The organism is Geodermatophilus sp. SYSU D00965 (genome assembly GCF_054050075.1).
The window spans coordinates 1-21442 of sequence record NZ_JBJGYQ010000013.1; the positions used below are offsets into that span (position 1 = coordinate 1).

Genomic DNA, 21442 nt, shown 5'->3' on the forward strand with positions numbered 1-21442 from the left:
CCCCCGGCGCCGCCGCGGGCGCGGGCCGCGCGGCCGTGGGCGCCCCGGCCCCCCCGCCGGCAGCGCCCCCCGGCCCCCCCCCGCGCCCCCCCCCCCCCCCCCCCCCCCGGGAAGCGGTACCGGGGCCGCGACGGCGAGGCTCAGGGGCGCCACTCGTCGCGGTAGTGCGGGTGGTCGGCGTAGGTCTGCCCGATCAGCCGCAGGGCGTGGTCCATGGTGTCGCCGTGCGCGCCCTGCTCCTCCAGGTCGCGGAAGTACTCGACCAGCTGGCGCTTGGCGGCGGCGTCGCGCAGCACGTGGTCGACCAGCGCCCGGTTGGTCGGCGCGGGGCTGGCCTGGACGAACCGGGCGGCCTCCTCGTCCTCGTCGAAGCGGGCGAGCAGGAACTCCACCAGGTCGCCGTCCCGGGTGGGCAGGTCGCGGTGACGGCCGGTCGTCCCCACGGTCACGGAGCCTCCTCGCTGGCGCTCGTCGGCCCCGCGACCGACGGTGCTGCGTCACTGCGTGACCTCGCGAGCTCGGTCACGTCGTCCAGCCGCCGGCCCGGGCGACGGCCGTCTGCCAGCGCTCGTGCCGGCCGTCGTCCCGCCGTCCCGGCTCGGGCTCGAAGCGGCGGTCCAAAGCCCAGGTGTCGGCGAGCTCCCCGGTGCCGGCCCACACGCCGGTGCCCAGGCCGGCCAGGAACGCCGCCCCCAGTGCGGTGGTCTCGGTGACCACCGGCCGGCGCACCGGCACGCCGAGCTGGTCGGCCTGCAGCTGCAGGAGCAGGTCGTTGGCGCTGGCGCCGCCGTCGGCCGACAGCTCGGGCACCGCCAGCGCGGCCTCGCTCGCCATCACGTCGACGACGTCGCGCACCTGGAAGGCGATGGCCTCCAGCGTGGCGCGGGCGAGGTGCGCGCGGGAGGTGCCGCGGGTGATGCCGAGGACGGCGCCGCGGGCGTGCGGGTCCCAGTGCGGGGCGCCCAGCCCGGTGAGGGCGGGCACGAAGACGACGTCGCCGGCGTCGGGCACCGTGCGGGCCAGCCCCTCGATCTCGGCGGCGGAGTCGATCAGGCCCAGCCCGTCGCGCAGCCACTGCACCGCGGCGCCGGTCACGAAGATCGACCCCTCCAGCGCGTAGACCAGCCCGTCGCCGAGGTCCCACGCGACGGTGGTGAGCAGGCCGGCGTCCGAGCGGACCGGCGTCGAGCCGGTGTTCTGCAGCACGAACGAGCCGGTGCCGTAGGTGCACTTGCTGTCGCCGGGGGAGTAGCAGGCCTGCCCGAACAGCGCCGCCTGCTGGTCCCCGGCGATGCCCGCGACCGGCAGCTCCAGGCCGAGGAACGCGTCGGGGTCGGTGGTGCCGACGACGCCGGAGCTGGGCACCACCTCGGGCAGCGCGGCCCGGGGGACGTCGAACAGGGCGCACAGCTCGTCGGACCAGGTGCCGCGCTCGAGGTCGTAGAGCAGCGTGCGGGAGGCGTTGCTCGCGTCGGTGACGTGCACCGCGCCGCCGGTGAGCCGGTGCACCACGAACGAGTCCACCGTGCCCAGCACCAGCCGGCCGTCGCGGACGCCGGCCCACAGCCCGGGCTCCTCGGCGGCCAGCCAGCAGAACTTGGTCGCGGTGAAGTAGGGGTCCAGCCGCAGGCCGGTGAGCTCGGCGACCCGCGGCTCGTGCCCGGCCTCGCGCAGCCGGTCGCAGATGCCGCTGGTGCGGCGGTCCTGCCAGACGACGGCCGGCCGCGGCGCGCGCCCGGTGCGCCGGTCCCACACGACCGCGGTCTCCCGCTGGTCGGTGATGCCCACACAGGTCGGCGCGACGTCGGTGCCGGCCAGTGCCTCGCGGCAGGCGGCCAGCGTCGCCGTCCAGATGTCCTCGGGCTCGTGCTCGACCCAGCCCGGGCGCGGGAAGAGCTGGGCGAACTCGCGGTAGCCGCGGGACCGGACGTGGCCGTCCTCGCCCACGACCAGCGCGGTCACCCCGGTCGTCCCCGCGTCGATCGCCAACACCGGCATGAGCGGCAACCTAACGCGCGCCCCTACGGTGGGTGCGTGCGGCGGTTCTTCTACGACACCGAGTTCATCGAGGACGGGACCACCATCGACCTGGTGTCCATCGGCGTCGTCGACGAGACCGGGCGCGAGTTCTACGCGGTGAGCACCGAGTTCGACCCGGACAAGGCGATCCCGTGGGTGCGCCGCAACGTGCTCGACCAGCTGCCCCCGCCGTCGGACCGGGCGTGGCGCAGCCGGCAGCGGATCCGCGACGACCTGCTGGCCTTCCTCACCGGCCCGGGGCAGGAGATCGAGCTGTGGGCCTGGTTCGCCGCGTACGACCACGTCGCGCTGTGCCAGCTGTGGGGGCCGATGCCGGCCCTGCCGCGGCCGATCCCGCGGTTCACCCGGGAGCTGCGCCAGCGCTGGGACGACCTCGGGCAGCCGCCGCTGCCGCCCAGGCCCGAGGGCACCCACGACGCGCTGGTCGACGCCCGGTACAACCTGGCCCGCTGGCGGGCGATGGACCGCCGCTGATCAGGAGGCCCGCGCCGGCGTGGGGGTGAACGTCACCGGGAGTGCCCGCACGCCGCGCAGCACGCCCCCGGCCGACCACTGCAGCGCCTCCTCGGGCACGGCCAGCGCGAGGTCGGGCAGCCGCTCGAGCAGCGCGGTGAACGCGACCTGCCCCTCCAGCCGGGCCAGCGGCGCGCCCAGGCAGTAGTGGACGCCGTGGCCGAACGCCAGGTGCCCGGGCGGGGTGGCGGTGACGTCGAAGCGGTCCGGGTCTGGGAAGCGGGCGGGGTCCCGGTCGGCCGCGGCGAGCGACAGCAGCACCACCTCCCCGCGCGGGATCCGCACCCCGCCGATCTCCAGGTCCTCCAGGGCGTAGCGGGTGAGCCCCGGGTTGACCGGACCGTCGAACCGGAGCACCTCCTCCACGGCCTGCGGCACCCGGGACGGGTCGGCGCGCAGCAGGTCGAGCTGGTCCGGGGAGCGCAGCAGCGCCAGCGTGCCGTTGCCGATGAGGTTGACCGTGGTCACGTACCCCGCGATGAGCAGCAGGAAGGTCATCGCCAGCAGCTCCTGGCGGTCGAGCCGCTCGCCCTCGTCGGTGGCCTGGACCAGGTCGGTCAGCAGGTCGTCCGCGGGCCGGGCGCGCTTGGCGTCGACGAGGTCGGCGAGGTAGCCGTACATCCGCTCGCGGGCCGCCGTCACCAGCTCCATGTCGGTGTCCGGGTCGAACGGCCGGTCCAGGATCTCGTCGGTCCAGGCGCGGAAGCGCTCCCGGTCGGCCTCGGGGACGCCGAGCAGCTCGCCGATCACGGTGATCGGCAGGGGCAGCGCGAACTCCCCGATCAGCTCGGCGCGGCCCCGCGGGGTGATCCGGTCCAGCAGCGTCCCGGTGAGCTGCTCGACCCGCGGCCGCAGCCCCTCCACCCGGCGGGCGGTGAACGCCTTGGACACCAGCCGGCGCAGCCGGGTGTGCTCGGGCGGGTCCGCGCCGATCATGCTGCGGCTGAGGAAGTCCCCGCGGAGCCGCTCGGTGAGGTCGTGGGCGACGTGCGGGTCGCTGCTGAGCCGGGGGTCCGACAGCGCCGCCAGGACGTCGTCATAGCGGGCGACCACCCACACGGCCATGCCCAGCCGCTCGTCGACGCGCCGCACCGGGCCGCTCTCCCGCCACGCCGCGAGCGCGGGGAAGGGGTCGGCCAGGTCGGCCAGTGGGCTGGTGGGCACGGTCATGGCCGTCGTCCTCCGGTTGCGCTGCCCCCGTGGGTCGGCCCGAGCCTGGCACCGGAGGGCCGCGGGCAGAAGGCCGGAGCGTCCCGCCGCGCCCGCTCGTCAGCCGAGCCGGGCGGGGTCCGGCTGCGGCTCGGCCCCGGTCCGGGGCGCCGGCACCGCCGCGCGGTCATCTGCGTGACCTGCTCGGCGTCGGCCGGCCGGTGCCCGCTCAGCCGCGCAGGTGCGCCCAGTCCTCCGGGTGCGCGCGCAGGTGCTCGGCCACCGTCCGCGCCGGGTGGCCGGTGAGCTCGGCGACGACGTCGGTCACCGGCGCCATCTCCCCGGCCGCGATCGCCAGGTAGCTGCTCACCCAGCCCTCGATCTCCCAGTCGGGGTGGCCCGACGGGCGACGCGAGGCCCACGCCTGCTCGACGGTCTCCCGGCGGTACTCCGCGGGCAGGCCGGTGACCTCGGCGAGGACGGCGACGGCGTCGTCCAGCGACAGCGCCGCCGACCCGGTGACGTCGAGGGTGCGGCCGTCCAGTGCCCCGGAGTCGTCCAGCAGCGCCGCGGCGCCGACGTCGGCCAGGTCGTCGCGGGACACGAAGCTCGCCCGGCCCTCACCCGCGGGCGCGGCGACCACCGCCCGGCCGTCCTGCCGCGTGGCGAAGAACGGCACGAAGTCGGCGTACATCGCGTGCCGGAGGACCGTCGCCCGCACACCGGCGGTGGCGATCGCGTCCTCGGTGGCGGCGTGCTGCCGGGCCAGCGTGAAGACGGCGTCGGGGGAGGCGCCGAGGAAGGAGGTGTAGACGATCCGCTGCACGCCCGCGGCCGCGGCGGCCGAGACGGCGGTCAGGTGCTGCCGCAGCCGGTCCTCGGCCTCCGCGGCCGACACCAGGTAGAGGGTGTGCACGCCCTCGAGCGCCGCGGTGAGCCCCGGCCCGTCGGCGTAGCCGCCGGGCGCGGCGACGACCTGCGCCCCGGGCAGCCCGGGCGCGCGGGCCGGGTCGCGCACGACCAGGCGCAGCGCGACGTCGTCCCGCCCGGCCAGCCGGTCGGCGACCCGCCCGCCGAGCACCCCGGTGGCCCCGGTGACAGCGATCACCCGAGACATGCCTGTTCCCGGCCCTGGTGCGGCATCATGGCCCGCACCAACTCCTGAGCAGCGCAAACCCTTCCCGCGGAGGTCGTCCATGCGCATCGGCATCCTGACCGGCGGCGGTGACTGCCCGGGCCTCAACGCGGTGATCCGCGCGGTGGTCCGCAAGGGCGTCCAGCACGGGGACCAGGTCGTGGGATTCCGGGACGGCTGGCGCGGCGTGCTCGACGCCGACACCGTGGCCATGGACCTCGCCGCGGTGCGCGGGATCCTGCCCCGCGGCGGGACCGTCCTCGGCACCTCCCGGACCAACCCTTACGCGCTGGAGGGCGGCCCCGACCGGCTGATGGCCAACCTGGAGCGCCTGGGCATCGACGCGCTCATCCCCATCGGCGGGGAGGACACCCTCGGCGTGGCCACCAAGCTGGCCGAGGCCGGGCTGCGCATCGTCGGCGTCCCGAAGACCATCGACAACGACCTGGACTCCACCGACTACACCTTCGGCTTCGACACCGCGCTGGGCGTGGCCACCGAGGCGATCGACCGGCTGCACACCACCGGTGACAGCCACCACCGCACCCTCGTCGTCGAGGTCATGGGCCGGCACGCCGGGTGGATCGCGCTGCACTCCGGCATGGCCGGCGGCGCGACCGTCGTGCTCATCCCCGAGCAGCCCTTCGACGTCGAGGCCGTGGTCGCCCACTGCCAGCACCGGTTCGACTCGGGGTACTCGCCGATCGTCGTCGTCTCCGAGGGGGCCAAGGCCAAGGGCGGCGACCTGGTGCTGGCCACGGGGGAGAAGGACGCCTTCGGGCACGTCCGGCTGGGCGGCATCGGCACCGCGCTGGCCTCGCTGATCGAGCAGCGCACCGGGCGGGAGGCCCGCTGCGTCGTCCTCGGGCACGTCCAGCGCGGCGGGACGCCGTCGCCGTTCGACCGGGTGCTGGCCACCCGCTTCGGGCTGGCGGCCGTGGACGCCGTGCACGACGGCGAGTCGGGCGTCATGGTGGCGCTGCGCGGCACCGACATCGTGCGGGTGCCGCTGTCGACGGCGACCGCACAGCTCAAGCTCGTGCCGGTGGAGCGGTACGCCGAGGTGGAGGTGTTCTTCGGCTGATCGAGGACCCCCTGCCCCCCGCCCCTCGCAGGCTCGCGGCGGGACCCTGCAGGGGGGCCGCTCCGGAGGGCTGCGGCGAAGTCGCCGGTACCCTTCGGAGGTGTGACGCTCCCTGATCCCGCGGAACTGGTCCCCGGCCTGGACCGGTGGCGGGAACTGCCCGCCGCCCAGCAGCCGGAGTGGCCCGACCGCGCCGCGCTGGACACCGTGCTGTCCACCCTGTCCTCGGTGCCCCCGATCGTCGCCCCGAGCGAGGTCGACGAGCTGCGCACCCGGCTGGCCGAGGTGGCCCAGGGCCGCGCGTTCCTGCTGCAGGGCGGCGACTGCGCGGAGACCTTCGACCTCAACACCGACGCGCACCTGCAGAGCACCACGCGGACGCTGCTGCAGATGGCCGTCGTCCTCACCTACGGCGCCAGCGTGCCGGTGGTGAAGGTGGGCCGGGTCGCCGGGCAGTACGCCAAGCCGCGCTCGTCGAACACCGACGCGCTGGGCCTGCCCTCCTACCGCGGCGACATGGTCAACGACCTCGAGCCGGTGCTCGAGAAGCGCATCCCCGACCCGAACCGGCTGGTGCGCGCCTACGCCAACGCCGCGGCCGCGATGAACATGATCCGCGCCTACGCCCGCGGCGGGCTGGCCGACCTGCACCGCGTGCACGAGTGGAACAAGGACTTCGTCGCCAACTCCCCGGCGGGGGTCCGCTACGAGGTCATCGCCCGCGAGATCGACCGGGCGCTGGCGTTCATGAAGGCCTGCGGGGTCGACGACGCCGCCCTGCGCGGCGTCGAGCTGTACAACAGCCACGAGGCGCTGGTCCTCGACTACGAGCGGGCGCTGCTGCGCGTGCACGACGGCCGGGCCTACGCCTCCTCGGCGCACTTCGTCTGGATCGGCGAGCGCACCCGCCAGCTCGACGGCGCGCACGTGGAGTTCTTCTCCCGCATCGCCAACCCGATCGGCGTCAAGATCGGCCCGACGACGACGCCGGAGCAGGCCACCGAGCTGGTCGAGCGCCTCGACCCGGACCGCGTCCCGGGCCGGCTCACCCTCATCAGCCGGATGGGCAACGGCAAGATCCGCGACGTCCTGCCGCCGATCGTCGAGAAGGTCACCGCCGGCGGCCACCAGGTCGTCTGGCAGTGCGACCCGATGCACGGCAACACCCACGAGTCCTCGACCGGGTACAAGACCCGGCACTTCGACCGGATCGTCGACGAGGTCCTCGGCTTCTTCGACGTCCACCGGGCGCTGGGCACCTGGCCCGGCGGCATCCACGTCGAGCTCACCGGTGAGGACGTCACCGAGTGCCTCGGCGGCGCGATGGAGATCAGCGACGAGGACCTCAACAGCCGGTACGAGACCGCGTGCGACCCGCGGCTGAACACCGGCCAGTCGCTGGAGCTGGCCTTCCTCGTCGCGGAGATGCTGCGTGGGTGAGGACCCCGTCCTCCTCATCCCTCGCAAGCTCGGGACGAGCCTCTGGACGGAGCCGAAGTGACCGATCTGGTGGACCTCCGCTCGGACACGGTCACGAGGCCGACGCCCGGCATGCGCCGGGCCATGGCCGAGGCAGAAGTCGGGGACGACGTCTACGCGGAGGACCCGACGGTCCGCGCCCTCGAGGAGCGCACGGCGGAGCTGTTCGGCCACGAGGCGGCGCTGTTCGTGCCCTCGGGGACGATGGGCAACCAGATCGGCATGCGGCTGGTCTGCGAGCCCGGCCAGGAGGTGCTCTGCGACGCCGACGCGCACGTGGTCACCTACGAGATGGGTGCCGCGGCCGCGGTGTTCGGCATCTCGACCCGGACGGTCGTCTCCGCCGGCGGCCGGCTGGACGCGGACGCGCTCATCGCCCAGGTCCGCCCGCGCGGTGACTGGCACCTGACCGCCACCGCTGCGGTCGCCGTCGAGAACACCCACAACCGCGGCGGCGGGCTGGTGCAGCCCCTGGAGCAGCTGCAGCGGCTGTGGGACTGGTCGCGCGAGGCCGGCGTCGCGGTGCACCTCGACGGCGCCCGGATCTGGAACGCGCACGTCGCCTCGGGCGTGGACCTCGCCACCTACGGCCGCCTGGCCGACACGGCGTCGGTCTGCTTCTCCAAGGGCCTCGGGACGCCGGTCGGCTCCGTGCTCGTCGCCTCGTCAGAGCGGATCGCCGCCGCGCGGCTGTGGCGCAAGCGGCTCGGGGGCGGCATGCGCCAGGTCGGCGTGCTCGCGGCCGCCTGCACCCACGCCCTCGACCACCACCTGCCGCGGCTGGCCGAGGACCACGAGCACGCCCGGCTGCTGGCCAAGCGGCTCGGCGTGGACCCGGCGACCATCGCCACCAACATGGTGGTGCTCGACGACGTCCCCGCGCCGGTGATCGCCGAGGCGGCCAAGGCGCAGGGCGTGCTGGTCTCCCAGGTGAGTCCCCGCCGGATCCGGCTGGTCACCCACCTCGACGTCGACCGCGCCGGCATCGAGCGCGCCGCCGACGTCCTCGCCGGCCTCCTCGACCGCTGAGACGACGAGGGCCCGGCCCCCTGGGAGGCCGGGCCCTCGTGCGCGACGTCAGCCCGCGGTCGTGGCCGGGGCCGTGAAGAGCAAGCGGTTCGGGGTGCCGGTGAGCGTCCGCTTGACGACTCCCGTCGTGGCGTCGGCGGCGATCGCGGCGGCGACGACCGCCGGGCCGGCACCCGGGTGCTCCTGGAGGTAGAGCGCGGCCACGCCGGCGACGTGCGGCGCCGCCATGGAGGTGCCGCTGATCGTGCTGGTGGCCGACGAGCCGGTGTACCAGTCGCTGGTGACCCCCACCCCGGGTGCGTACAGGTCGACGCACGTCCCGTAGTTGCTGAACGACGCCGAGGTGTCGGTGGAGTCGGAGGCGGCCACGGTGAGGGCCGCGCGCACCCGTGCGGGTGAGGTGGTGCAGGCGTCCTGAGGCCTGCCCGCCTGGTTGCCGTTGCCGGCCGCGACGGCGACCGTGATGCCGGCGTCGATCGCGTTCGCCACCGCCTGGTCGAGCGCGTCGCTGACCGGGCCGCCGAGGCTCAGGTTGGCCACGGCGTCCGACGACGGTCGGAGGCCCGCGGCGACCTCCTCCACAGCCGTCTCGTGCTGCGCGGTCACCCAGTCGATCCCGGCGAGGACGTCGGAGTAGGCCCCGCTGCCGGAGCAGTCGAGGACCCGGACCGGGACCAGCGTGACCCCAGCCGCTACCCCCTTCTTCGTCCCGCCGATGGTGCCGGCGACGTGGGTGCCGTGGCCGTTGCAGTCCTCCGCCGTGCCGCCGTCCACGGCGTCGTAGCCGGGCACGAGCCGGTCCCTCAGGTCCTCGTGGTCGTACCGGATGCCGGTGTCGATGACGTACGCGGTGACGCCCGCACCGGTGTGCGCCGAGCGGTACGTCTCGCTCAACGGGAGGGCGCGCTGGTCGATGCGGTCCAGACCCCAGGGCGGCGCGCTCGGTGACGGGGAGCTGGACTTGGTCGGCCGGGCCTGCACCACCTGGTCGGGCTCGACGTCGAGCACGCCGGCCAGGCGGGACAGCTGAGCCGCCGCCGCGACGGGCAGGCGGACCGCGAAGCCGTTGAGCGCCGCGGTGTAGACGTGGCTGACCTCGCCGCCCAGCCCTCGCGCCCGCTGGGCCAGGCCTGCCGGTGAGCGGTCGGGGTCGACCGTGACGACGTAGGAGGCCAGCGGGGAGCCCGGGGCGGCGGACACGGGTCCGGCGGTGGCGCCGAGTCCCGCAGTGGCCAGTACGGCGAGGGCCGCGGCGGCCATGGAGCGACGGGTGTGCACGGTGTTCTCTCCAGGGGTCGGACGGGGCCCGTCCCGACGGCCGGACCGTGCGCAGCAAACCCTGCGAGAGAGATCACTTCCAGTCACCGCGCGGATGCGTTTTGTTCTCTCGCCGGCCCCGGGCGCAGCGAACGGGCCCGCACCCCGGCAGGGGTGCGGGCCCGGATCGCAGGGTGCGGCGGCTACTCGGCGTGGTCGCCGGGCGTCGGGTGCTCGATCTGACCGGCCAGGTACAGCTGCTCGCCGAGGGTGTCGAGCAGGTGCAGCTGGGTCTCGAGGTAGTCGATGTGGTGCTCCTCGTCCTCGAGGATCTTCTCGAAGAGGTTCTTGCTGACCCGGTCGCCGACCGACTCGCAGTAGGGGATCGCCTCGCGCAGCCGGGCCAGGACCTCGACCTCGATGGCCATGTCGGACTCGAACTGCTCGCGGACGGTCTGCCCGATCCGCAGCGGCAGGAGCTTCTGGTAGTTGGGCAGGCCCTCGAGGAAGAGGATGCGGTCGGTGAGCCACTCCGCGTGGTGCATCTCCTCGATGGACTCGTCGCGGGTGTGCTTGGCGAGCTTGTTGTAGCCCCAGTTGGCCTGCATCTTGGCGTGCAGGAAGTACTGGTTGATGGCGGTCAGCTCGCTGGTCAGCTGCTCGTTCAGGTACTCGATGACCCGTGCGTCACCCTGCATGGCGCGCTCCTCCTCGGCTCGACTGCGGCCGAGGCTATCGGGGGTGCGCTGACCAGGCACGACTCAGGTCTGCCTCAGCATGGGCAGCCTGTCCTCAGGCGGCGGGCTCCCGCAGCTCGAGGCCGTGCAGCGGGTCGGCGACGCGCAGGCGGTCGCAGATGCGGTCCAGGCAGCTGCCGCAGCCGGTGCCGGCCGCGCAGGCGTCGCCGACCTCCTCTTCGGTGCGGGCGCCGTCGGCGATGACGTCGGCGAGCCGGGCCTCGCTCACGGCGAAGCAGATGCAGACGAACACGCGCAGCACTCCCGGGGGCAGAGGAAGGAAAGGCACCCCTAAGTTAGCTCACCCTTAACGGACGGCCAAGGGTCGATGTGCCCAAGCTGCGTGGCCGGGAGTGTGCGCGATCACCACGACATCCGTCGCGGTCGGGCTCCAGGCGGGGTCCGAGGGCCTGTCCTGTCGCGCCGAGTGGGCCCCGGAGGTGACCGCGCAGGCGCGACGCAGCGGCTCAGCTCGCCAGGGGAACGGCACCTGGCCGCGGTGCGGTCCGCAGGACCGCGAGGTCGTTGAGCAGCGCGATGTCGGCCGCGTGCCCGGCCCACGGGACGCCGTCCTTCTCGCTGGGCGTCTCGACGACGACCGGGACGCTGGCCATCGACGGGTGGGTGAGCAGCTCGGCGAACGGGCCGGTGCCGTACGCGCCGCCGCCGATGGTGCCCGCGCCGATGGTGGTGTGCCGGTCGCGCTTGGAGCCGCACTCGTCGAGGGAGTCGTTGGCGTGCACCAGCCCCAGCCGGCCGGGGCCCACGGTGGCCTCCAGCGCGTCGAGCGTGGCGGTCATCCCGCCCGGAGCGGCGAGGTCGTGACCGGCCGCCCAGGCGTGGCAGGTGTCGAAGCAGACGCCGACCAGCGGGTGGTGCTCCAGCGCCGCGAGGTACGGGCCGAGGTCCTCGACGGTCGCGGCGAGGGACTTGCCACCGCCGGCCGTCGGCTCCACCAGCAGCCGCGGGCCGTCGTCCGGCGCCGCCTCCAGGACCGGCAGCAGCCGCTCGTGCAGCTGGCGCAGCGCGTCCTCGTAGCGGTCCTCGCCGACGGCGGAGCCGGCGTGCACCACCACGCCCTGGCAGCCGAGCTGGGCACCGCGAGCCAGGTTGTGGGCGATGGTGGCGATCGACTGCTCCACGGTGGCCTCGGTGGGGGAGCCGACGTTGACCAGGAACGGGGTGTGGATGAACGAGGGGACGCCGCGCTCGGCGCAGCCGGCGGTGAACAGCGCGTCCTGCCTCGAGTCGCCCGGGGTGAGCTTCCAGCCGCGGGGGTTGCCGACGAAGACCTGCACGGCCCGCGCGGCGACGTCGTCGGTGTAGGCCAGGCCGCCCTTGGCCAGGCCGCCCTTGATCTGGATGTGCGCACCGATCGGCGGCACACCCGCAGGTGTACGCAGTGTTCTCAGTCCTATCCGAAGGTCACCAGGATGGTCACCGAGGTCCCCAGGTCGACGACCTCACCGGCCTGGGGGCTCTGCCGCAGCACCCGGTCGCCGAAGAACTGGCTGACCTTCACCTGCAGCCCCGCGGCCTCCAGGAGGGCGCCGGCCTCCTGCTCGCTCTTGCCAACGACGTCGGGCACGGTCACCTGCGGCAGGCCCACCGAGACCTGGATGGTCACGGTGCTCTCGTAGGGCGCCTGCTGGCCGCTGGCCGGGTCGACGGCCATGACCTCGCCGGGGTCGACGTCGGCGCTGCGCCCCTCGGACCGCTTGACGGTGAAGCCGAGGCCCTCGAGGTTGGCCGTCGCCTCCTCGGGGGAGAGACCCACCACGGCGGGCACCGTCACCGGCTCGTGGCCGCGGCTGACGTAGACGGTGAGCTGCTGGCCGCGCTTGAGCTCGGTGCCGATCTCGGGGTCGAAGCCGGTGACGGAGCCGACCGGGATGTCGTTGTCGTAGTCCTGGACGACGTCGACCTCGACCGGGATGGACTCCTCGATCTCGGCCTGGACCTCGTCCAGCGGCCGGCCGACCATCGCCGGGTCGACCTCGAAGCGCTCCGGGCCCTTGGACACGACGAGGGACACGTCGGTGCCGCGGATCGCCTCCCCGCCGTCGGGGTCGGCCGAGATCACCACGCCCTCGGGGACGTCCTCGCTGAACTGCTCCTCGCAGCAGGCGGGGTCCAGCCCCGCCTGCTGCAGCAGGTCGATGGCGGCCGCCTGCTCCTTGCCGACCAGCGTCGGCACCGTCGTCCAGCGGCCGGAGCCCATCCACCAGCCGACCGCGCCGATGGTCACCGCGAGCAGGAACACCAGCGCGACGGCGAACCGGGCCCGGCGGCGGCGGATGTGCTGCGGCACGCCGGGACGGGTGCGCTGGAGCCCGGGCCGGCGCCCGCCGACGTCGGTGGTCGGGCCGGCGCCCATGCCCGGCAGCATCGAGGTGCGGCCGCCGCGGCCGGGCCGGGTGCCGTTCACGCCGAGCACCTCGGTGCGCGGGTCGTCGGGGTCACCCGGCTCGCTGGGGTGCCGCGGCCGGGTGGGCCGGTTCGTGGGGCGCAGCGTGCCGGGCCCGGCGGTGCTGCGGCCGGTGGGCACCGGCACCCGCTCGATGCCGAGGTCGCGGCGCACGTCCTCGAGGTCGGCGAGGAACGCGCCGGCGTCCAGCGGCCGCAGGACGGGGTCGCGGCGGGTGGTGCGGGCGACGAGGTCGTCGACCTCCCACGGGATGCCGGGGACCTCGTCCGAGGGCGTGGGCATGTCGTGGTGCACGTGCTGGTAGGCCACCGCCAGCGGGGTGTCGCCGCCGTAGGGCGGGTGGCCGGTGAGCATCTCGAACAGCACGACCCCGGCGGCGTAGACGTCGCTGCGCGCGTCGGCCTTGCCGCGCTCGAGCTGCTCGGGGGAGAGGTAGGCGACCGTGCCGATGAGCACGCCGCCGGTGTGGCTGGTCTGCCCGGTGCCGGTCAGGGCGCGGGCGAGGCCGAAGTCGGCCACCTTGACCACGCCGTCGGTGCCGATGAGGACGTTCTCCGGCTTGATGTCGCGGTGCACGATGCCGGCGCGGTGCGCGGCGGTCAGCCCGGACAGCACCGGCTCCAGGACGGCGAAGGCCTCGCCGATGGTGAGCCGACCGCGGGCCTGCAGCAGGTCGCGCAGCGTGCGGCCGCGGACCAGCTCCATGACGAGGAACACCAGGCCCTGGTCGCTGCCCTGGTCGCTGACCGAGACGACGTTGGGGTGGCTGAGCATCGCCGCGGCCCGCGCCTCGCGGGTGAACCGGTCGACGAAGGTGGGGTCTCCGGCCAGGTGCTCGGCCATGACCTTGACCGCGACGGTGCGGTGTAGCCGCAGGTCCTGCGCGGCGTAGACGGTGGACATGCCGCCGCGGGCCAGCCGCTCCTGGAGGTGGTAGCGCCCCTCCAGTACGAGGCCGACCACGGGGTCGGTCACGGCGGTGTCCACCTGGTCGAGTGTAGGAGTGACGGAGCTGTTCGCCGCTCCCACACGCGGGCGCGACCGGTGTGGCGGTTCACCCGTCACACCCACCACGCCCGGCCCGTCGGACGAGGTCAACGGGCCGGGGGTGATCGGGTGGCCCCGTCCAGAGGCTCACCGCGAGCCTGCGAGCGGTGAGGAGGACGGGGTCCTCCTACAGGTCGAGGCCGGGGTAGAGCGGGTGCCGGTCGAGCAGCTCGGCGGCGGCGTCGCGGGTGCGGTCGGCCAGGCCCTCGGTGGTGGCGTACTTGGCCTTGGACGGCGACCCGTCGCGGGTGGCCGTGGGCGAGGTGCCCGACAGGACGTCCACGATGAGCTCGGCGGTGCGGTCGAACTCGGCCGCGCCGAACCCGCGGGAGGTCAGCGCCGGGGTGCCCAGCCGGATGCCGGAGGTGTACCAGGCGCCGTTGGGGTCGGCCGGGATCGCGTTGCGGTTGGTCACGATGCCGGCGTCCAGCAGCGCGGACTCCGCCTGCCGCCCGGTCAGGCCGAAGCCGGAGACGTCGACGAGCACCAGGTGGTTGTCGGTGCCGCCGGTCACCAGGCGCGCCCCGCGGCGGGTCAGGCCCTCGGCGAGGGACTGCGCGTTGTCGGCGACCGCCTGGGCGTAGCCGGCGAACTCCGGACGGCGGGCCTCGGCGAGGGCGACGGCCTTGGCGGCCATGACGTGCGGCAGCGGGCCGCCGAGCACCATCGGGCAGCCGCGGTCGACGGCGTCGGCGTACTCCGGCTGGGCCAGCACCATGCCGCCGCGGGGGCCGCGCAACGACTTGTGCGTGGTGGTGGTGACCACGTGCGCGTGCGGCACCGGGTCGAAGTCGCCGGTGAACACCCCGCCGGCGACCAGGCCGGCGAAGTGCGCCATGTCCACGACGAGGGTGGCGCCGACCTCGTCGGCGATCTCGCGCATCGTCGCGAAGTCGACCCGGCGCGGGTAGGCGGAGTACCCGGCCATGAGGATCAGCGGGCGGAACTCCCGCGCCCGCTCGCGGACGGCGGCGTAGTCGAGCAGCCCGGTCTGCGGGTCGGTGCCGTAGGAGGACTGCTCGAACATCTTGCCGCTGATGTTCGGGCGGAAGCCGTGGGTGAGGTGGCCGCCGGCGTCGAGGGACATGCCCAGCATCCGCTGGTCGCCGAGCGCGTGGCGCAGCTCGGTCCAGTCGCTGTCGGTCAGCTCGTTGACGTGCCGGACGCCGGCCTTCTCCAGCGCCGGGGCCTCGATCCGGGTGGCCAGCACCGCCCAGAACGCGACCAGGTTGGCGTCGATGCCCGAGTGCGGCTGGACGTAGGCGTGCGGCGCGCCGAACAGCTCGCGGGCGTGCTCGGCGGCCAGCGCCTCGACGGTGTCGACGTTCTGGCAGCCGGCGTAGAAGCGGTGCCCGACGGTGCCCTCGGCGTACTTGTCGCTGAACCAGTTGCCCATCGTCAGCAGGACGGCGGGGCTGGCGTAGTTCTCGCTGGCGATCAGCTTCAGCGAGGCCCGCTGGTCGGCGAGCTCGGCGCCGATCGCGTCGGCCACGCGGGGCTCGACGGCCCCGATGACCTGCAGGGCGCTGCGGTAGGCCGCCGAGGCGGTGGCGGCGTCGAAGGGGGCGGTCGCGTCGGTCATGGAGGCGCTCCAGCGCGGGTGTCGAGTCAGGAGGTGCCCAGGCGCCCGGCGGGGTGGTGCAGGCCGCTCCCCGGTGGTCGGTCCCACCTCGATGCGCCAGTCACGGCCCCACGGCGATCCTAGCCGCGGCGCCCGGCGGACTCGGTGACCGTGTCCCGGGGGACGGCGGTGACGTCGGCCAGGCCGCACAGCGCCATGGTGTGCGCCAGCTCGGCGGTCAGGCCGGTGAGCACCCGGGCGACGCCGGCAGCACCGCCGGTGGCCAGGCCCCACACGGCCGGCCGGCCGACGAACACCGCCCGGGCACCCAGGGCGAGGGCGGTGAGGACGTCGGAGCCGGCGCGGATGCCGCCGTCCACGTAGACCTCCGCCGCCCCGTCGACCGCCTCCACCACCTCGGGCAGGGCGTGCGCGCTGGCCACCACCGGATCGGCCTGCCGGCCGCCGTGCGTGGAGACCCACACCGCCGCCGCCCCGGCCCGCACGCAGCGCGCCGCGTCGTCCCCGCGGAGCACACCCTTGACGACGACCGGCAGGCCGGAGAGGTCGGCGAACCGGCCGATGTCGTCGAAGGTCCAGACCGGGACGTCGGCGGGGTCGCCGCCGTCCGGGCGGTTGGGCAGCGGCAGGTCGGCGGGCAGGGCGAAGGCGGTCCGCAGGTCGCGCAGCCGCCGTCCGTAGACCGGCATGTCGGCGGTGAGGACCAGCGCGCGGTAGCCGGCGGCGCGGGCGCGGCGGGCGAGGTCGTCGGTGTGCGCGGGGGAGTGCACCCGGTAGAGCTGGAACCACTTCGGTGCGGACGGCGCCACGGCGGCGATCTCGGCGAGCCCGGTGCTCGCCGACGTCGAGACGGTCATCAGGGCGCCCGCGGCGGCCGCGCCCTCGGCGGTGCCGCGCTCGCCCTCGGGGGAGGCCATCGCCTGGTAGGCCCACGGCGCCACGCCGACCGGCGTCGCGACCTCGCTGCCCAGCAGGGTCGTGGCCAGCGAGACGGCGGCCGGGCCGCGCAGCACGCGGGGCCGCAGCCGCCAGGACCGCCACGCGGCCGGCGCCTCCCGGAGGGTCACCTCGCCCTCGGCCCCACCGGCGTAGTAGTCGACGACGTCGGCGGGCAGCAGCTCCCGGGCCCGCGCCTCCAGCCCCTCGAGGTCGAGCAGGTCCGGCTGCGCCTCCTCGTCGGGGCCCTCGCCGGAGCGGCGCTGACCGGGCAGGGCGAGGTCTGGGCGTGTCTGCTGCTCGCGCGCCATAGGCTCGGAGCCTATGGAGACGTTCACCCCCGCGGAGGTCGCCGCTGTTCTGGGGGTCTCGCCGAACCGGGTCCGGCAGCTGCTGCGCGAGCGCAAGATCCTCGCCGTCCCCGGCAGCGGCAACAGCCGGATCCCCGCCGACTTCTTCCGGGACGGCGCGGTCCTCAAGCACCTGCCCGGCCTGATCACCGTGCTGCGCGACGGCGGCTACACCGACGAGGAGGTGTTCGAGTGGCTCTTCCGCGCCGACGAGTCGCTGCCGGGCACCCCGGTCGAGGCGCTGCGCAGCGACCGGCACACCGAGGTCACCCGCCGGGCCCAGGCGCTGGCGTTCTGATGGAGTGCCGTGGCGCGGGGATCGCGCCCGTGGCACTCCGCAACGGTCGCTCGTGGGCTCCCTGACGTACCTGGCGCTGCTGGCCGGCTGCCTGGTCGTCACCGCGCCCCTGGAGCTGGTCCTGCGGGTCCGCGTCTACGCGCGCTGGCGGCGGCTGCTGCTGGCCGTGCTGCCGGAGTTCGTCGTCTTCGTGGCCTGGGTGCTCTACGCGATCGCGCAGGGCCACTGGGACTACTCCGACGAGCTCACCCTCGGCGTCCGGCTGCCCGGCGGCATCCCGGTCGAGGAGGTGCTGTTCTTCCTCGTCGTCCCGCTGTGCTCGGTGCTGGCGCTGGAGGCGGTGCGGAAGGTGACCGGCTGGGACGCCGGCTACCCGGCCGAGGAGGCCGAGCGATGAGTGGCCGCTGCGGCCGTTCCTCGCGCACTGCCGGTCCTGCAGCACCGGCAGGGCACGAGCAACGCCGGCAACGGGGGAGGGCCGACACGTGAGCTACTCGACGCTGGCCGTGCTGGCGGTCGTCGCCGTCCTCGTCGTCGACCTGGCCGTCTACCGGACCCGGATGGTGACCCGCCGGGTGTTCTGGGTCGCCTACGCGATCGTGGTGACCTTCCAGCTGCTGGTGAACGGCGTGCTCACCGGGCTGGACGTGGTCACCTACGACCCGGGGGCGATCTGGGGGCCGCGGATCGCCTACGCCCCGGTGGAGGACCTGCTGTTCGGCTTCGCCATGGTCGCCCTCACCCTGGCCAGCTGGGCGGCGGTCAACCGGCGGGCGAACACCGCCAGCCGCCGCGGCCTCGACACCCGCACCCGCCGGTCGAGCACCCGGTAGTCGGCCCGCTCGATCTCGGTGAGGATGCCGCCGTAGAGGTCGGTGGCCGCGCGCACGCAGTCGCGGGACTCCGGCGCGAGCATCGGCGTCCCGGGGGCGGCGTCGTCGTAGCGGCGCCGCACGATCGCCACCATCTCCTGCATCAGCCCGCGGAAGCGGGCGTCGTACCGCTTGGCGGCCAGCTGCTCGCGGGTCACGCCGTGCGCGGCCATGAGGTCGGCGGGCAGGTAGACCCGGCCGCGGTCGACGTCCTCGGCGACGTCGCGCAGGAAGTTGGTCAGCTGGAACGCCTCGCCCAGGGCGATCGCGTGCGGCGCGGCCTCCTCGCGCAGCACCCCGGGCGCGGTGCCCAGCACCGGCAGGACCTGCAGCCCGATGACCGACGCCGAGCCCCACATGTAGCGGTCGAGGGCGTCCATGTCGGCGTAGCCGGTCACCTCCAGGTCGCTGGTCATCGCGGCGAGGAAGTCGACCAGGTGCTCGACCGGGATCCGGTACCGCCGGTAGGTGTGCACCAGCGCCAGCCGCACCGGGTCGTCGGACCAGCCGGCCTCGAGCTCGGCGAGGACCGCGCGGGACCAGTCGGCGAGGTCGCCGGCGGGGTCGGCGCCGGGGTGGTCGACCAGGTCGTCGGCGGTGCGGGCGGCGGCGTAGAGCGCGTGGACCGCCGGACGGCGGTCGGCGGTGAGCAGCCGGGTCGCCAGGTGGTAGCTCTTGCCGTGCCGGGCGGCGATCGCGGCGCAGTGCCGGTAGGCGGCGTCCAGGCGGGCCTGGCGCTCGACCTGGGTGGGCGGGCGGTCCGTGGTCGTCATCCCGTGATCCGCTCGGCCGCCAGCCGGCCGCTGATGACCACCATCGGCACGCCCACGCCCGGCTGCACCGAGGACCCGGCGAGGACGACGTTCTCCGGACCGCGGCGGGGCAGCGTCGGCGTCCGGAACGGCCCGGTCTGCCCGAACGTGTGCGCCAGCGCGAACGGCGTGCCGGCGGCCATGCCCTGCGCGGCCCAGGTCAGCGGGGTGTCCATGTGCTCCACCTCGATCGCGCCGGTCAGCCCGGTCCAGCCGCGGCCCTCCAGCGTGGCCAGCACCTCGTCGCGGTAGCGCGGTCCCAGCGTCGTCCAGTCCAGGTCGGGGTTGCCGCCGCTGCGCGGGTCGAGGTTGGGCGTGGGGGCCACGACGCTGAGCACCTGGCCACCGTCGGGGGCCAGGCTGCGGTCGGTGACCGACGGCATCGAGACCAGCAGGCTGGGGTCGGTCATCGGACGCCCGTCGCGGGTGAGCTCGCCGAAGACCTCCCGCCAGGCCGCGCCGAAGCTGATCGTGTGGTGCGCCTGCCCGGGCACCTCGGCGCGGACGCCGAGGTGCAGCGCGACGCAACTCGGCGAGTAGATCGGCCGGCGGCGCCGCGCGAACCCGGGCACCAGCCGCTCCGGCCGGTCGACGGTCACCACCACCGCGTCGGCCGGCAGCCGCTCGCCGTCGTCCAGGACCACGCCGGTGACCCGCCGTCCGGACAGGTCGAGCCGCTCGACGCCCGTGTCGTACCGGAACGCCACGCCGGCGTCGACGGCTGCGGCCGCCAGCGCGCGGGGGACGGCGGCCATCCCGCCCACCGGGTGCCACACGCCCGCGCCGATGTCGAGCTGGGCGATGACGGCGTAGGCGGCGATCGCCCGGTACGGGCTGACCCCCGCGTAGAGGGCCTGGAAGCTGAACAGCCGGCGCAGCCGGTCGTCGGTGAAGAACCGGGCCACGTGGCCCGACAGCCGGCCGAACCCGCCCCGGCGGACCAGCTGGACCAGTTCGGGGCCGAGCAGGTCCAGCGGGGTGTCGAGGTTGCGGTCGATGAAGGTGTCCAGCTGCAGCCGGTACAGCGCGGCGAGGTCGGCCAGGTAGCGGCGCAGCGCGTCGGCCTCGGCCGGGCCGCACACCGCGGCCACCTCGGCGGCGAACGCGTCGACGTCGGCGTGCACGTCCAGGTGCGAGCCGTCGGCGAACTGCGCCCGGTAGGCGGTCTCCAGCGGCACGAGGGTCAGCCGGTCGTCCAGCTTGTCGTCGACCGCGGCCAGGGTGTCGGCGAGCAGCTCCGGCGCGGTGAACACCGACGGGCCGGTGTCGAGGGCGTACCCGCGCTCCTCGACCCGGCCGGCCCGGCCGCCGGGGACCGGCCCGCGCTCGACGACGGTGACCTCCCGGCCGGCGCCGCGCAGCCGCAGCGCCGCCGACAGCCCAGCCAGCCCGGCGCCCACGACGACGACGCGGTCGGTGGGTCCGGGAACGGTGCGGACCATCAGGCGGTGCGGGTGGTCGCGGCGACCGCCAGCGCGTCCAGCGCGGCGCGGGCGTCCTCGGCCAGGGGCGCCTCGGCGATCGCGGTGCGGGCCAGGGCGGTCTGCTCGGCGATGCGCGCCTCGACCTCCGCGCGGGCGCCGGTGGTCTCGATCAGGGCGCGCAGCGCGTCGAGGTCGGCGGACGTGGCGTCGGGGTCGCCCAGCCGTTCGGCCAGCAGCCGCCGTCCCTCGGCGTCCGCGGCCTCCTCCGCCAGCGCGACCAGCAGCGTCTGCTTGCCCTCGCGCAGGTCGTCGTCGGCCGACTTGCCGGTGACCGAGGGGTCGCCGAACACCCCCAGGACGTCGTCGCGCAGCTGGAACGCCTCGCCCAGCGGCAGCCCGATCGCGGTGTAGACCTCCGCGGCCCGGTCGCCGGCCCCCGCGATGGCCGCGCCGAGCTGCAGCGGCCGCTGCACGGTGTAGCCGGCGCTCTTGTACCGCGCGACGGTCAGCGCGCCCTGGGCGCCGGGCAGCCCGCCCGCGGCGCGCAGCAGGTCGAGGTACTGGCCCGCGGTGACCTCGGTGCGCATGGTGTCCCAGACGGCGCGGGCCCGCCCGAGCGCGGCGGGGGACAGGCCGGAGCAGCGCAGCAGCTCGTCGGACCACACCAGGGCGAGGTCGCCGACGAGGATCGCCGCACCGACGCCGAACGCGGTGCCGTCGCCGGCGAGCCGGCCCTCGCCGTGGCGGGTGGCGAAGCCGACGTGGGTGGCCGGGCGGCCGCGGCGGGTCAGGGCGCCGTCCATGACGTCGTCGTGCACCAGGGCGCTGGCGTGGACGAACTCCAGCGCGGCCACCGCCCGCAGCACCGCGGCGTCGTCCTCGCCGGGGCCCTCGGGCCGCACCCCGCGCCAGCCCCAGTAGGCGAACAGCGGGCGCAGCCGCTTGCCGCCGTGGGCCAGGGCCCGGACCTCGTCGGCGACCGGCACCAGCGCCAGGTCCATGCCGGCCAGCGTCTCCCGCTGGACGTCGAGGAAGCCGCCGAGCGCGGCGGAGACCGCCTCCCGGACGCGGTCGACCTCCGCGGCCGCCGGCGACGGGGCCGGGGGGAGGGCGGTGGACTCGCGCCTGCGCGCCCCGGCGATCATCGCCCAAGTATCCCTCGGCCCCGTCGCGGCCTGCGCGGCCGTCGGGGTCGCCTGAACCAGCGTCAACGGACCAGCCTCCTCGACCCGGGCGTGCGGAGTTGCCACGCCCTCTTCGCCCGGACGAC

General features: G+C 75.1%; 20 protein-coding genes, 1 pseudogene and 1 riboswitch. Of the genes and pseudogenes, 7 read left to right on the plus strand and 14 right to left on the minus strand.

Annotated features, from left to right (window positions below; all coding sequences use genetic code 11):
* Nucleotides 1-140 precede the first annotated feature (140 nt).
* Together ACI789_RS13660 and glpK are read right to left on the minus strand one after the other, a co-directional pair.
* Nucleotides 141-449: a DUF6221 family protein gene (locus ACI789_RS13660; RefSeq protein WP_457009831.1), complete on the minus strand. Its 309-nt coding sequence runs from the start codon at nucleotides 447-449 to the stop codon at nucleotides 141-143.
* A gap of 73 nt (nucleotides 450-522) precedes the next feature.
* Nucleotides 523-1998 carry a glycerol kinase GlpK gene (gene glpK, locus ACI789_RS13665; protein WP_457009833.1) on the minus strand — a complete coding sequence of 492 codons (1476 nt, stop codon included), beginning with the start codon at nucleotides 1996-1998 and terminating at the stop codon, nucleotides 523-525.
* A 36-nt stretch (nucleotides 1999-2034) separates the two neighbouring features.
* On the opposite strand from glpK, the gene ACI789_RS13670 reads away from it, so the two are divergent.
* Nucleotides 2035-2514, plus strand: coding sequence for a polyadenylate-specific 3'-exoribonuclease AS (locus ACI789_RS13670; RefSeq protein ID WP_456921076.1), 480 nt, complete (start codon nucleotides 2035-2037; stop codon nucleotides 2512-2514).
* Here the strand turns inward: ACI789_RS13670 and ACI789_RS13675 are convergent, their stop codons facing one another.
* A complete protein-coding gene (locus ACI789_RS13675; RefSeq protein WP_457009836.1) occupies nucleotides 2515-3723 on the minus strand; it encodes a cytochrome P450 family protein in 1209 nt (402 codons plus the stop codon).
* Between the two features lie 208 nt (nucleotides 3724-3931).
* Nucleotides 3932-4819, minus strand: coding sequence for an NmrA family NAD(P)-binding protein (locus tag ACI789_RS13680; protein WP_457009838.1), 888 nt, complete (start codon nucleotides 4817-4819; stop codon nucleotides 3932-3934).
* Nucleotides 4820-4898: 79 nt separating this feature from the next.
* Here ACI789_RS13680 and ACI789_RS13685 point away from each other — a divergent pair, with 79 nt between their 5' ends.
* The 3 genes from ACI789_RS13685 (at nucleotide 4899) to ACI789_RS13695 (ending at nucleotide 8429) form a co-directional block, all read left to right on the plus strand.
* Nucleotides 4899-5921, plus strand: a complete 1023-nt coding sequence (locus ACI789_RS13685) for a 6-phosphofructokinase (RefSeq protein WP_456921073.1) — start codon at nucleotides 4899-4901, stop codon at nucleotides 5919-5921.
* A gap of 102 nt (nucleotides 5922-6023) precedes the next feature.
* On the plus strand, nucleotides 6024-7361 hold the full coding sequence (locus ACI789_RS13690) for a class II 3-deoxy-7-phosphoheptulonate synthase (RefSeq protein ID WP_457009840.1): 1338 nt from the start codon (nucleotides 6024-6026) through the stop codon (nucleotides 7359-7361).
* Between the two features lie 57 nt (nucleotides 7362-7418).
* Nucleotides 7419-8429, plus strand: a complete 1011-nt coding sequence (locus tag ACI789_RS13695; protein WP_457009842.1) for a threonine aldolase family protein — start codon at nucleotides 7419-7421, stop codon at nucleotides 8427-8429.
* 48 nt (nucleotides 8430-8477) lie between these two features.
* Here the strand turns inward: ACI789_RS13695 and ACI789_RS13700 are convergent, their stop codons facing one another.
* The 7 genes from ACI789_RS13700 to ACI789_RS13730 form a co-directional block, all read right to left on the minus strand.
* Nucleotides 8478-9629: a S8 family peptidase gene (locus tag ACI789_RS13700; RefSeq protein ID WP_457009844.1), complete on the minus strand. Its 1152-nt coding sequence runs from the start codon at nucleotides 9627-9629 to the stop codon at nucleotides 8478-8480.
* 260 nt (nucleotides 9630-9889) lie between these two features.
* A complete protein-coding gene (gene bfr, locus ACI789_RS13705) occupies nucleotides 9890-10384 on the minus strand; it encodes a bacterioferritin (RefSeq protein ID WP_456921069.1) in 495 nt (164 codons plus the stop codon).
* 94 nt (nucleotides 10385-10478) lie between these two features.
* Nucleotides 10479-10676, minus strand: a complete 198-nt coding sequence (locus tag ACI789_RS13710) for a (2Fe-2S)-binding protein (RefSeq protein ID WP_457009846.1) — start codon at nucleotides 10674-10676, stop codon at nucleotides 10479-10481.
* A gap of 214 nt (nucleotides 10677-10890) precedes the next feature.
* Complete coding sequence (locus tag ACI789_RS13715) at nucleotides 10891-11808, minus strand: deoxyribonuclease IV (protein ID WP_457009848.1); 918 nt, start codon at nucleotides 11806-11808, stop codon at nucleotides 10891-10893.
* Nucleotides 11809-11837: 29 nt separating this feature from the next.
* Nucleotides 11838-13838 (minus strand): Stk1 family PASTA domain-containing Ser/Thr kinase, encoded by a 2001-nt coding sequence (pknB, locus tag ACI789_RS13720; protein WP_457009850.1) that lies wholly within the window; start codon nucleotides 13836-13838, stop codon nucleotides 11838-11840.
* A gap of 187 nt (nucleotides 13839-14025) precedes the next feature.
* The gene (locus ACI789_RS13725; protein ID WP_457009852.1) at nucleotides 14026-15480 is read right to left on the minus strand and encodes a glycine hydroxymethyltransferase; all 1455 of its coding nucleotides are present in this window, start codon (nucleotides 15478-15480) and stop codon (nucleotides 14026-14028) included.
* Between the two features lie 28 nt (nucleotides 15481-15508).
* A riboswitch (ZMP/ZTP riboswitch) is annotated at nucleotides 15509-15594 on the minus strand.
* Nucleotides 15595-15599: 5 nt separating this feature from the next.
* Complete coding sequence (locus ACI789_RS13730) at nucleotides 15600-16727, minus strand: alpha-hydroxy acid oxidase (RefSeq protein ID WP_457009854.1); 1128 nt, start codon at nucleotides 16725-16727, stop codon at nucleotides 15600-15602.
* Between the two features lie 13 nt (nucleotides 16728-16740).
* Between ACI789_RS13730 and ACI789_RS13735 the strand changes: the two genes are divergently transcribed.
* The 3 genes and pseudogenes from ACI789_RS13735 to ACI789_RS13745 form a co-directional block, all read left to right on the plus strand.
* Entirely contained in the window at nucleotides 16741-17064 is a 324-nt protein-coding gene (locus ACI789_RS13735) for an Rv2175c family DNA-binding protein (protein WP_456921063.1), read from the plus strand.
* 52 nt (nucleotides 17065-17116) lie between these two features.
* Complete coding sequence (locus ACI789_RS13740; protein ID WP_456921062.1) at nucleotides 17117-17461, plus strand: lycopene cyclase domain-containing protein; 345 nt, start codon at nucleotides 17117-17119, stop codon at nucleotides 17459-17461.
* A 109-nt stretch (nucleotides 17462-17570) separates the two neighbouring features.
* A pseudogene (locus tag ACI789_RS13745) lies at nucleotides 17571-17759 on the plus strand (lycopene cyclase domain-containing protein); the annotation flags it as partial.
* Here ACI789_RS13745 and ACI789_RS13750 read toward each other — a convergent pair.
* From ACI789_RS13750 to ACI789_RS13760, 3 genes are read right to left on the minus strand one after another with little or no spacing between them, the layout of a single operon-like run.
* On the minus strand, nucleotides 17756-18709 hold the full coding sequence (locus ACI789_RS13750; RefSeq protein WP_457009856.1) for a phytoene/squalene synthase family protein: 954 nt from the start codon (nucleotides 18707-18709) through the stop codon (nucleotides 17756-17758). The pseudogene ACI789_RS13745 and the gene ACI789_RS13750 sit on opposite strands and share 4 nt — an antisense overlap.
* Nucleotides 18706-20190 (minus strand): phytoene desaturase family protein, encoded by a 1485-nt coding sequence (gene crtI / locus ACI789_RS13755; RefSeq protein WP_457009858.1) that lies wholly within the window; start codon nucleotides 20188-20190, stop codon nucleotides 18706-18708. The genes ACI789_RS13750 and crtI overlap by 4 nt, the downstream gene beginning before the upstream one ends.
* On the minus strand, nucleotides 20190-21317 hold the full coding sequence (locus ACI789_RS13760; protein WP_457009860.1) for a polyprenyl synthetase family protein: 1128 nt from the start codon (nucleotides 21315-21317) through the stop codon (nucleotides 20190-20192). Before ACI789_RS13760 ends, crtI begins: the two co-directional genes overlap by 1 nt.
* Nucleotides 21318-21442: the final 125 nt, after the last annotated feature.